Raw genomic sequence first — 12,576 nt, 5'->3', positions numbered from 1 at the left:
TTTGGGTAAACTTACGGGCCAGTGTTCTGGTCGTGGTTGCATGTGTGTGAGCTACCTCAGCAGAATACTTGTTATCGAGACATCGTCTCAGTTCACGAGCAATCGTTTTATTGCTTCTCTTAAGCTTGTTTGCGATGGTTCTTGCTGAAAATCCTAGTTCCTTTAGGCCTTCAATCTGGTATCGTTCTTTTAGTGTCAGTTGCTTATATTGGTTGTTCATTTTTGGACGACCTTGGTGGATTGTGTGAGAACTCGAAGCCTATAGGCAACTGACTCTCTTATCTATACCAAGTGTGTCGATTATTGTTGAGATCTAAGAACCACATACTTTAAACTCGAAGGTTGGATTTCTTTTAATGTCACTTTACTTGTATCAATCAAATATTTTAGGGGAGACTAATTGAAAAAAACATCTCCTAGCATTTTCCTCAACTCAGACTTATATAGTATTGTAGTAGAAAGGTTCTTTCTTAATAAAAACGCCTTAACCTGATTAAAATCTGTTGGCATTAACCATCCGTCCAAATTTTCAGAATCAGGTAAAACACCATAACTGCCTTTAATACATAGTCCTTCCAACTCAAGTTCTTGCACTAACTCATTTTCAAACCAAACATAGGGACAATATTCAAAACCTAGACTTTCTAATAAAGCATAACTAAACGATTCAAATTGAGAACTTAAAAAAGCCATTTTATTTTCAATCTGCTGAAGCCTACTTTTAATATTATCACGAGAAAGATTTTCATATAGATTTACTCTAATACCAGCTTTATTTTCTATTTTTTCTTTCCCATCTAAAACCATTTGGTATTCAGCTTCATCTTCTCGAAAATAGTATATATTAATACTATTAATTTTTTCAGAAAAGCTAGATGGCTTTTCATTAAGAATATCTTCAAGAAAAAGCTTTAAAAAGAAAGAAATACCTTTGTTAGGAACCATTCTAGCAATAAAAATTAAGTTTATTTTTTCATTAGAGGAAATGGCCCGCGGGAAAGTAAATAATGTTTTATTAGAAACGAGATCCGGTAAAACAGCAGTCAAATTTATGGAAACAATATCGGAAAGAAAATTATTTTCTTCCTTTCCTGAAGAGATAACAGAAACTTTCTTGGTAAGTTTAATTAAAAAAGAAAGCACTCGAACGGTAGAGTAAGCAAAAACTTTCTTTTTTCTAGATATTTCAAGTGCTTCTTTTTTTAATTCGCCATGAGGAAAGATAACAACCCTAGCTTTAAACGGAATCAATAATAACATCAATGAAAATGGAGAGAAGAATGAGTGGACTACAAAATACCTATAACGGCATATATAAACTAGCCGTAAAAAAAGTAATATTTGTTTAAAAACTGAAAGTCCAGATAATGAATAATAATCCGCAATGCCAGTAAAGATATCACTTTCTTTTAACGTTTGAACTGCAGTAGCAACCCCCCCTCCTACTGAGGGATCGTGCCCAACAACCGATACCCAACAGATTTTTTTTTCTACACACGCCGAATGAGTCAAAGTACTTACCACCTTACCATACTATAAAATGGATCAGAAAGGCCAAAATAGTCTTATTAATCTTGGAACATAAATATACGTACCTACCGAAGTATATTCCCTACCATTTACCCCTTCTTTAAATTTTGCAACTCCTGGAGAACCCACTCTATCGATACCTCCTAAATCAAAACAGACTATACCGCTTGATTTTGCTGCCAAAATCCCCTGCCATAAAAGAAGTTGAGTAACATAATATCCTCTGCCCTTATCAGAACTCCAGCCAAATAAATAAGTGGCTTCATTACAGCCTTCTGAAATGACAACACCTCCAACAATTTCGTCTCCCTCATATGCTTTCAGTGTACGTAATACTACATCCGAATCTCTATGCCCAGCCTCTTCTGCTATATTCTCTGCAAGCTCACTTGCAACACCATCGACACCAATTGAAGACAAATACTCAGCACTTAAAAGATGAATTTCTAACATATCTTCTGGTAAGATTGATACTTCAATTCTCAGACCAGCCTTCTCTGCTTTGACAAGCTGATTCCTCCACTTCTTATTAAGTGCTCCACGTAAAGTATCTTCGCTTCTTTCTAAGTTCAATTGTGATGATATCCAGTGATTTTTAGAAATTAATCTAAAACCAGATTTCCACATGGTGTACATATTTTGAGAGGTCGAGTCAAACCGAGGAGATACAATCAACCCCATTCCTTTTAGCCAATTTCCAGAAGTAACACCAAATAACTCCAGCAAACCAATATTAAACTGTTCAGACCTTTCGCTTAATACAGGGCCAAAACTGGCAATATTTACACTAATAAATAATATCTTCTTTTGCCGGTAAAAAGCATGAAGAAAAACCTCATTAGACTGCTTACCAAGAGCAGAAAAAACCTTCAGCTTATCTAACGATTGTTTAGCTCTAGCTGAAGCATAAGCATAAGTCTGAACAAGAGGTACTTGAAGAGACTGATGTCTCCAACTTCTTTCTTCTTCAACCGTTTCACACCATAGTTCTGGAAGTTGTTTTTTGCTATTATCTATTTTACTTGTTACGGTGAAAATTCCATTTATGCCGATTGATGAGTTGATTGGCAGCATAATCAATGTTGAATATCTATCAAATGCACTCGATTCACTAGATAAAACATCTGATGGTAGATTAGGCCATCTCAAAACAGGGATATGGTGAGCGGCTAAATACTCAGCTACTTCCATTGATTTATTTACACCACAGTTATCGTATATTTCATAAGCAGCCAAATAATCACTTTCAAGTTTAAAGCGTTTAATAGACAGATTATGTTTATAAGAAACAACCTCCATGAGCTTATCCCAAGCTAAAGAGGTATAGTTATGTTTAAGTCCATTACCTGCTATCTTTATAGTTAATCTGGGTAACAAAAACTTAGATAGCGTCGAAATACTTGGATTTGGAAAGAAAGCCTCGTTTTTTCTAATAGGCCACTCCGTTAACACTTGATTTTGATATTTATAACTAATTGAACCTAAAGTTTTACGAATTATTTCTCTTACTAGCCAAAAGGTATTCTTTAAGAAACCTGAGGGTAGCTCCACACGTTCTCCCAACTTAATTAGATCTTGCCTAAGCTGCTCACCAGCTAAAAAGGGATCATCACAGTAAAAGACTTCTTCTCTATTCCCAATTTTTAATATATCAGGATCACGTATAACTAAAGCCGCGCCATCTGGAATCGGAGACCTCTTATATACACTATAAAGAACAAAATTCCCATAGAGGCCTATTCCTCCATTTTTTACATAATTATGAGCAGCATCCTCTATCAGCCACAAAGAGTTTCTTTTTGAGAACTCAGCAATATCAGCAATCCCTGGAGCATCAGAGGCACCAAAGTAGTGAACATATACAATAATATCCTTTCCGCTTTCCGCCTTTTTAAGCTGCTTGCTAACCCCTTTGTAATTTAATTCTTTTCCTATTTCATAAAATTCTATGTCACAACCAAACAGTTTTAACGGCACTAAAGCATCACTGCATATATAGCTTGGGAACCAAAAACGTGGTTTTACACCAGTACTATGATAGCGCCATAAAGCGACCCGAAGAAAAGAACATGAGGAACGAGAGAACCAAAGTAAGCGCTCATTATCTAGAGCCCAATTTTTGTGTAAATCAGAAATATTATCAGGCTTACATAAAAGACTCGAAAAAGAAAATACTGGCTTCAAAAAAAGTCTCATTTACACTCTCATTTTATAAATTAAAACTACAAATTAACATTTCTAACTAAATAATATCGTTTTATTAAAACACCTAAGAAAAGAAATACTACGCTACCGACTTGCCAAGTTAATGTTGCAGAGGTGTGCAATAGACATATCATGCCACTCATAACGGCCGTCGCAGAGGCACTATAGAAAGTTAGATCCAATCCTGTCTTTTGTGCTTTAAAAACATCTATATACACTATAGCAAAACGAGTAAAAAAAAGCAGAACAAATAAAATACCATAATTAGCAATTATTGCCATAATATCAGACTCCGCTATATAACTATGAGATCTATTGAATCCTATAAAGTAACGCAGCATATCTCCTTCTCCAGAGAAAGAGGGTATAAAAGCATAAACATAGGATGAAGATGCTAGGTTTCCAATAAGCCTATTTAAAATATAGTCTCCAAGGTGAGAGAAAAGAAAACCTAAAACTATTAAGATGAAAAATACAAACATACTAACTCTAGCATAAAATTTTATTTTTGAATCCCATATAATTGATATAAACATAGAAGCAAAAAGAGCGATTATTGCTGTAGTAGATGTAGATGCAAAAACACCAAGAACACAAATAAAAAAAGGAAATAAGTTTATTTTATTCTTTTTCACATATTCAAAAATAAAAGCTGCCGCAACAGCCAAATATGCACCTGTAGTATGGTTATAACCAAACACTCCATCAACTCTTAAAATCCCACCCGCTGGTCTACTATCAGAAAAGACCTCATTTAAATCAGTAAATAAAGACCTATAAGCGACATAATCATCCGCATCTAAATACCATCCATCAAAACCAAATAGATGATTATTAAACAAAAAGAATTGCATTATAATTTCAAAAGAAACTAAGACTGCCAGAAAAACATAAAAAACTCTAATTCGATAGTAATCGCCTTTAAAAAGAAAGCATAAAAAATACTGGGAAAAGAAGATCAAAAAAGCCATTTGAAGAAAAATGTAATCAAAAGTAAGGACACCAAATAAAACAAAAATCATCCCGCCACAGATCAACACTTTATCCAAGAGAAATAAAAGTTTCCACTTACTCAAAAAAAGTTGGAAGCCTAAAATCGCCAAAAAAAGCAAGGAAAAAAAAGTAGTCAGTTTAAAAAAAAGAAAAGACAACCCCAGAGAAGAGATAGCAACATGAAAAAAAAACCGTCCAGCAAAAATAACGGTCCAAAATAAGATAAAATTTTGATGAACTTTATTTAACGACACTGTCAAGTTCATACTTTCAAGAAACCTCTTAATATCCCCTTATAAAAAACATCACTTGCTCCAAGCAAATAAGCTTTTGTATAAAAAGAAGGCGCAGATAAATCAATAGCATCCCTTTTAACAATTCCAGTTTCGCCTATGTAATTCTCGCCTCTAAAGCCTGAATAAACATTGAGGTATACTTCTTCACTTTGCTTATATGAGTCAAAGCAAATACTTTCAATGTTACCAAAAGGGAATGCAAACTCTGATACTAATGAGCCACCGAGCTCTTTTTCCAGTCTTATTTTAGACTCCAATAAGTCCCTTACTAACTCTCCCTGTTGGAAGCTTAATGATACTTTGTCATGGTACAATGTATGAGAACCGACAATATTACCATTTTTATATAATGACCTCACATCATCCCAGCTCATAGGTTTAAAGTGATTGGGGATATTGGAAGCGTCGATATTATTTAAACGCAAGTTTTTTGATAAGAACTGATACGTTTTCTGATCATTACCAAAGGTGTCTATAAAGCCGGGGGAAATAAAAAATATACTTTTTATATTTCTTGGCGCTAGAACATTATCGGAGGCAAATTTACTAGATAAAAAGCCATCATCAAAAGTAATTAACAAGCTTTTTCTCTTTAAAGAGATTTTACCCTCTTTAAACAAAGAAAACTCTTCTCCACTTATAAAATCCCAATCTTTAGAAAGTTTATCAACAAGGTTGGCTAATTTTCCCAACTCATTCTCACTTACATAATGCAATATGAGAACTCTAACGATAGGTTCTTTTCTTTCTTTCCCCAAGAGTTCTTTTAAACTATATAGAAGATAAAAATAAAAGAGAATAATAAATTTAATTATATTACGCATCACCACCACTTCCTTTGAAAACGTTTTTTTCTTATCCAAAAAAATACATTGGAAAAAGGAATATAAAAAATCAGAATCAAGAAGGTTCTTAGCTTAATAAGGAAGCTCTCATTAGATAAATGAGTAAAGATCTCTTTAAATTTTAGTTTAGCAAAACTAACTGAGATACTTCTTAAGAGTGCTCTACTTTGAATATGAGCAAGTTCATTACTGTATCTATAGAACAAGGTACTATTTTTATATTTGCTTACCCATTTTATAAATTCAAAATTAAATTGCTGACTATCAGTCCATGTTCCACTACTTTCGTGAACTCGCCATGCAGACAAAACCTTAGGCACATAATGAATCTTAGAACTACTTGCAATCCGCACAATGAGATCAAAATCAGCAATATGACTAAAATCATTTGAAAAGCCTTCGTCTAGGTTTTTCGCATGATCCATGGACAAGAGTACAGATTCTAATGAAATATAGTATTTTCGGATTAGCTCTCCAACACCCAGTTCTACTGGAGGTGCAGAATCATATAAGACTTCTGAATGTTTTTCACTAAAAAACTTTGTATTCGATATACAGACACCTATCTCTGGATCACTCTCCATAATAGAAACCTGTTCTTCTAATTTGGAAGGTTCCCAAAGATCATCTACATCTAAGACACCAAGGTATTTGCCTTTTATATATGACCATGCTGCGGCTCTTCCCCCTCCTAGATTAGTATGGGTGGGGGCATAAAAATATTTTATTCGAGAATCGGGAAGATACTCTTCAAGTATACTTTTAGAGTTGTCGGATGATTGGTTATCCCAGAATATAAGCTCCCAATTGTCGTAAGTCTGTGCAACAATACTATCCAAGGCCTCCCTCAGATATTTTTCGCCGTTATAACAATTCATTAGAACTGAAATGAGCGGCCGTTCACTATCTTCTAAATACATTTTTTTTGTACCAATCAATTGTTAATTGAAGCCCCTCATCTAAGCCCATACTAGGCTCCCAACCAAGAATTGCTTTTGCTTTTTCCACATCAGCGACTTGGTACATTGACTCACCATCACGATAAGGCCGAGCGCCAAATTGAACCTCTCCACCTAAATGGCCAACTAAGTTTGATACAACTTCCTTTATTTGGACACCACGACCAGAAGCCAAATTAAAGACTTCTCCCAAAGCTAATGGGGAATGCAATGCAGTTAAGACTCCACTAACCAAATCATCAATATAACAAAAGTCCCTTACCTGCTCGCCATATGAAGTTTCTATCAACTTACCTTGCAATGATGACTCAATAATTTGAGGAATAAAACGCTCAGAGTTCTGTCCTGGACCATAGGCCAGAAATACACGAATGACACTCGTCGGAATTGACTCAGAGCGATATAACATTTGTAAAAAATGTGTAACAGATGACTTAGAAAAAGAATAAGGAGAAATTGCATTTTCTCTCATTTCTTCATTGAGAGGAGTGAGGCTTTGGGGATATTCATCAGCTGACCCTATATATAAGTACTTTTTTAACGCCCCTGTGTCTATATATCGCAACTGATTTATGGTAGAAAGAAGATGAGCGGAAACGACCTGAAAACCACCCTTTTTGAACTTAGAATGGTTAACATAGCCCATAGCATTAATAACATATTGATATGAGTTTGAAAAAAGGGTAATAACGTCTTCTTCAACCGTTAAGTCTAAAGATAAATAATAGGCTTCTTTGACCATATCCCTTTTTTCAGGAAGGTGGAGTGATACAGATGTTACATCTTTACCCAAAGCGCACAATTCAGAAACAATTCGTTTCCCAATAAATCCGGCGCCACCCAATACGAGATAACGATCTATCATTTATACCCTCTAGCAGCTAGCTTTTAACCTAAATACAAAACTCGACTTTGACTAAAATACGATCAAACCCAAGGCGCTGTGCCATTTTCCCATAGTCCATTTAAATAGTCTCTATCGCGTTTAGTATCCATACATTGCCAAAACCCTTCATGCTGATAACTCATTAATTGTCCCTGAGCAGCAGCTGTTTCTAGAGGGCTCTTTTCCAAAACTGTAGCATCGCCTTCTATTAAGTCGAAAAACTCCGGTTCAATCACCATAAAGCCACCATTAATCCACCCCTGATCGACCTGGGGTTTTTCTTTAAAATGCTCTACCGAACCATTATCAGACAGAACTAGCTCACCAAATCGAGCTGTTGGTCTAACGGCTGTAATAGTAACCATTTTCCCATGTGACTCATGAAACCGAACAAGCTCTTCAATATTAATATCTGAAAGGCCATCACCATATGTGACCATAAACCTTTCACCATTAATGTAGTTTTTCAAGCGCCTGATTCTTCCTCCAGTCATGGAGTTTAAGCCAGTATCAATTAATGACACGTTCCAATCATGCTTTGTGCCACCTAATTGTTCATATTCACCTGTTGCCATGTTGATACGAAAATCAGACATTCGAAAAGCAATATTGGCAAAATAATTTTTTACGAAATCAGCCTTATACCCTAAAGCGAGAACAAAATCTTTATAGCCATACTTTGCATAGCGTCCCATAATATGCATAAGCATAGGCTGCCCACCTACCTCTACCATAGGTTTTGGAACCAGATCTGTATATTCAGCAAGCCTAGTACCAAAGCCACCAGCTAATATAATTGTTTTCAACTTAACACTCCCACTTATAATCAAAAGAATCGAGATCACACTTTTTAGATTCGCTGGGCTCATGAACGATGTCAGATATATTAAGCACTAGACTATCTTTTTCTGCTACACCTTGGAATGCGAACCAAAGCCCTGAAGGAATAGTCAACCGTCCGTGAGCTCCTTCACCAATGACATATTCTTCAAAGCCCGTCTCAGGTAAGCCCACAACAAACTTTACTAGACCAATCGGGACAATAAGATTACAAGTCATTTGAGTGTGCAGTTTCCACCCTTTTATGGTGCCAGATGTAACTGAAGAAAAATAGGCCTCACCAAAACCACAAAAATCAGTTTCACTCGCCTTAAGAGCATGTTTCACATCTCCACCAGGAACAGCAATAACTTTTAATGGCGTCAAACGCTCATATTGTTGAGCACTTTCCATGACATCTCCTTTATTTACTGACAACAGATACCAGCTTTTCTTCGTATGCTTTAATTTGTTCAAAGGTTAACTGTATCATTTCTACCTGTTTTTCATAGAAAGACTTATACCAACCAACAGTCATATCAGAACATTCTTCCAAACTTAACACTGCATGCCATCCCAACATGGACTGGGATTTATCACAATTTAATCGAAGCAAGCCCGCTTCTTTTTGTTTTGGTGCATTCTCATCAACACTAACACCGCCATTCCAACGAAGGCCCATTAAGTCTACTAATTCTCCCACTGTAGCATTTTGTTCAGGATTTGGCCCAAAGTTAAACGCTTCTAACTCTGTACTGGATTCAGACAAAGCCAGATGTCTTGCCAAAACCAAATAACCACCTAATGGTTCTAACACATGTTGCCATGGACGTGTTGAATGAGGATTTCTTAACGTCACCTTATCACCTCTGGCCCATGCTCTCATTGTATCTGGAACAATTCGGTCTGCAGCCCAATCGCCACCGCCAATCACATTACCCGCACGACCTACAGCAACTTTTATACCTTCTTTATCCGCCAAAAAGCTTTTATAGAAAGAGCGAATGCCTATTTCAGCCATAGATTTTGACGCACTGTAAGGGTCAAGACCGCCTAACTGATCGTTCTCTCTATAGCCCCAAATCCACTCTTTGTTTTCGTAGACTTTATCACTCGTAATCATGACGCACACAACATTATCCAGCTGGCGAATGGCTTCAAGAACATTTACTGAGCCAATTGCATTCGTAGCAAATGTTGTGAGAGGGTCTGCATAAGACTGCCGTACAATAGGTTGTGCCGCTAAATGAAAGACAAAATCGGGTTGAATGCGATTAATATGGGATTTGAGTGGGTCAAGATCTCTAATATCACAGCGAATATCTTCTTCTAAAATATTCTTAACTTTGCTGACAGAAAAGTTTGATGGTTCATCATATTCAATATCGGAAATACCATAAACTTTAGCCTCTAAAGCAGATAGCCAAAGACTTAGCCAAGATCCCTTAAACCCAGTGTGGCCTGTAACAACAACTCGCTTTCCACTAAAGATCTCTCTCAAATACATTCACTACTCTCCTCTAACCCTAAAACTTTAAACCATCCTTTATACCCAACATTTGAATTAAACAGGGCCTCTGGAACATTCTGACCAGAGAAAGGAAAAGCACTTTTAAAAATATCAACTAATAGAAGAGGGTCATTAAAAAAAACCACCCCTTCTTTATCGTAAATTGGCGACATGTTCAAACGAGACGCTTCCACATAGCATGCTACATTCAACCCTAACTGCCAGCAATCTGCAGAAAAACTTGTATTCGCATCGGTCACGACCAATGCAGATCTTCTAAAATCATAGTTCTCTGGAATTTTTTCTAGCCAAGACAAATGCGATGGAATCACTAAACGACTAGAAGGATGCGGGCGATAATACACACTATAAGATGATAAGACATCACTACCCACTTTATTTATCGCATTTAATAGGGTTAAGGTATGGCTATTACTGTACTCACCAGCAACTATGATTACATTATCATCATTTTCAACAGACCTATCGCTCGAACTTACATTTCCCATACGATAAGATTCTACCTGCCGAATAATATCGGATGGTGTCATTCTCATTTTTTCAGAAACGCTTGCACTATTACTAGCAACATAGTGTGGGGCAAACAATTCTCTCCCATTTATAAAATGACTTTTTTGAACATTCTGTAGGTATCTTAAATCCCAAAACCTAACAGTGGCTTGAAGTGATGCCACGATATTTTCACATCCTCGAACTAAAGAGGAGCGGCACAGAGAATATTCCCATGGTTGATTTTCACAGATGTAAACAACTGAAGTGCTTTTCATTTGATCTGGAAGGCAGTTTTCAAATGCAGCTCTAAATAATGAATTTTTTACAAATTCAACCGACTCAAAAGAGCGTATCCAGTCATACTCCAATAAAGACCAAAGCGGATGGGGAGATTTTGCTAAAAACTTCTTTCTTTGTAAAAGCGAGCGTTGCCATAAAACAAAATGAAAAAAACCAATATGAAATATATCTTTCAATGAGAAGAGATCATCTACAACATAATGATTTTCATTTTTAGCATTTAAATCTTTCGCAATTGTTTTAGCTTCAGAGAGGCTTGGAGTATTTTTATGCGGCACAAAAATATGTAACCAAGAAACACTTTTATTATGCTTCAATAACTGCTGAGGAAGTTCCCCCCAATACCTAGACTTATAAAAATTTCTTTCACTAGGGTCAAACTCATATAGATAATCTACAAAGATGATGTCAGATTTGGATACTTTCTCTTTAGCACTATCATTAGCTTTAAGAAGACGTCCAATACTTTTAAGCAACAATATAAAAAGATAAATATAACTCTTAATAAATCGAACATAACCAGAGTCCGCTTCAAAAAGACTTTTACCAGGCATGGATTTAACAAGAGTAGAGTTAGGAAAATAGCTAACTAATGATGCATTTAAGTCTTTTGGAAAACCGAAAAACACTACACTACTATAATTATATTTTTCTACGTAAAGCCTCATCGCGATAATCTTTAATACAATATCAAAGTTACGCGATTTAACATGATTAGAGAGCTCAGAAAATCTAGAGGTTTTCCAAAGTTCATCGCCTAAAAAAACACTCATTTTTTCAGAGTGTTGAAAGCACTTACCAAGACTCGACTTTAGGTCGTTACAAAAAGCAATAAACTCAGACTTACATTGCTCGCCATTACCATCAATAAAATCCATTAGGGACACGATGTTCGTATCCCTTTCCTCTTTGCTAATGCGCCTCCAGCTTAAGACATCACCTCTATCTCTAGGCAACTCTTCAAGCTCATCATAGCAAACAAATAAAGTACTAGATTGCATCCTCAACTATCTCATCGTATTGCAATTCATAACCTTCTGATTCTCCATTCTGGCAACGCATCATATAGTCAGCAATCATCAAGTCGGAAGAGTTTTTAATAATGAGCCCAGTGAGTTTACTAACAGGGAAGGTGCCAAACCGGCCACAGAAAAAAGCATGACCTTTCTCATTATATTCCTTTAAAAATGGCTCACGACGCCACACCATTACAGAGTAAACAAAAGGATTTACAGGAACTAAATCTTGAGTTTGAGCAAAAAGCCCCTCTTTTGAATAGTTAACAGGGCTACCAGCAAAGTCACAATGCACTTGCTTATCTTCAACGGTAATTAGAGAGTCTAAATTTTCTCGGACAAAATAATCTATGACATCACGGACTTCATCACCTGTTTGAAAAGGAGACGTTGGATTAACCCAAGCTAGAATTTCCGCATCAGGATGCTTATCAAAATAATCTTTTACAACATCATCACTTTTGGTTTCTGAAGAACCGAGAGGTGTATAACGATGATAAAAATCTACCCCATAGCGATCAGCAATTTTTTGGAATATTTCATGATCTGAATTTACACATACACGATCAAAAACCTTGCTTGCAGAGGCCGCAGCTATTGCGTAAGCAATCATAGGCTTGTCACCAATCAAACAAAGGTTTTTTAGCTTCAGCCGAGTGCTACCATATCGGGCCGGTATCATTGCATGGATATTACTCATTTTC

General features: G+C 36.2%; 12 protein-coding genes. All 12 read right to left on the bottom strand.

All coding sequences use genetic code 11. The features are described 5' to 3' along the window. Window positions 1–220 (bottom strand): helix-turn-helix domain-containing protein (locus C0J08_RS03685; RefSeq protein ID WP_212654771.1); only part of this gene is annotated, 220 nt, incomplete at its 3' end. Window positions 221–396: 176 nt separating this feature from the next. Then, entirely contained in the window at window positions 397–1,512 is a 1,116-nt protein-coding gene (locus tag C0J08_RS03680; protein ID WP_212654770.1) for a glycosyltransferase family protein, read from the bottom strand. A 33-nt stretch (window positions 1,513–1,545) separates the two neighbouring features. After that, window positions 1,546–3,714, bottom strand: a complete 2,169-nt coding sequence (locus C0J08_RS03675; RefSeq protein WP_212654769.1) for a peptidoglycan bridge formation glycyltransferase FemA/FemB family protein — start codon at window positions 3,712–3,714, stop codon at window positions 1,546–1,548. 38 nt (window positions 3,715–3,752) lie between these two features. Further along, window positions 3,753–4,994, bottom strand: coding sequence for a hypothetical protein (locus tag C0J08_RS03670; protein ID WP_212654768.1), 1,242 nt, complete (start codon window positions 4,992–4,994; stop codon window positions 3,753–3,755). Continuing rightward, window positions 4,991–5,848 (bottom strand): polysaccharide deacetylase family protein, encoded by an 858-nt coding sequence (locus C0J08_RS03665; protein WP_212654767.1) that lies wholly within the window; start codon window positions 5,846–5,848, stop codon window positions 4,991–4,993. The genes C0J08_RS03670 and C0J08_RS03665 overlap by 4 nt, the downstream gene beginning before the upstream one ends. Then, window positions 5,848–6,789, bottom strand: coding sequence for a glycosyltransferase family 2 protein (locus C0J08_RS03660; RefSeq protein ID WP_212654766.1), 942 nt, complete (start codon window positions 6,787–6,789; stop codon window positions 5,848–5,850). The genes C0J08_RS03665 and C0J08_RS03660 overlap by 1 nt, the downstream gene beginning before the upstream one ends. Further along, the gene (locus C0J08_RS03655; RefSeq protein WP_212654765.1) at window positions 6,773–7,693 is read right to left on the bottom strand and encodes an NAD-dependent epimerase/dehydratase family protein; all 921 of its coding nucleotides are present in this window, start codon (window positions 7,691–7,693) and stop codon (window positions 6,773–6,775) included. The genes C0J08_RS03660 and C0J08_RS03655 overlap by 17 nt, the downstream gene beginning before the upstream one ends. Window positions 7,694–7,755: 62 nt before the next feature. Beyond that, window positions 7,756–8,520 carry a glucose-1-phosphate cytidylyltransferase gene (rfbF, locus tag C0J08_RS03650; RefSeq protein WP_212654764.1) on the bottom strand — a complete coding sequence of 255 codons (765 nt, stop codon included), beginning with the start codon at window positions 8,518–8,520 and terminating at the stop codon, window positions 7,756–7,758. Window position 8,521: 1 nt separating this feature from the next. After that, window positions 8,522–8,947: a dTDP-4-dehydrorhamnose 3,5-epimerase gene (locus C0J08_RS03645; protein WP_212654763.1), complete on the bottom strand. Its 426-nt coding sequence runs from the start codon at window positions 8,945–8,947 to the stop codon at window positions 8,522–8,524. Window positions 8,948–8,957: 10 nt separating this feature from the next. After that, entirely contained in the window at window positions 8,958–10,040 is a 1,083-nt protein-coding gene (gene rfbG / locus C0J08_RS03640) for a CDP-glucose 4,6-dehydratase (protein ID WP_212654762.1), read from the bottom strand. After that, complete coding sequence (locus C0J08_RS03635; protein ID WP_212654761.1) at window positions 10,031–11,857, bottom strand: hypothetical protein; 1,827 nt, start codon at window positions 11,855–11,857, stop codon at window positions 10,031–10,033. Before C0J08_RS03635 ends, rfbG begins: the two co-directional genes overlap by 10 nt. After that, entirely contained in the window at window positions 11,847–12,554 is a 708-nt protein-coding gene (locus C0J08_RS03630) for a cytidylyltransferase domain-containing protein (protein ID WP_249344628.1), read from the bottom strand. The genes C0J08_RS03635 and C0J08_RS03630 overlap by 11 nt, the downstream gene beginning before the upstream one ends. Between the last annotated feature and the right edge of the window lie 22 nt (window positions 12,555–12,576).

Source organism: Marinomonas sp. CT5, from assembly GCF_018336975.1.
Taxonomy (GTDB): Bacteria; Pseudomonadota; Gammaproteobacteria; order Pseudomonadales; family Marinomonadaceae; genus Marinomonas.
The sequence above is the reverse complement of the archived record's forward strand: the minus strand, read 5'-3'. Positions and strand labels throughout refer to the sequence as shown.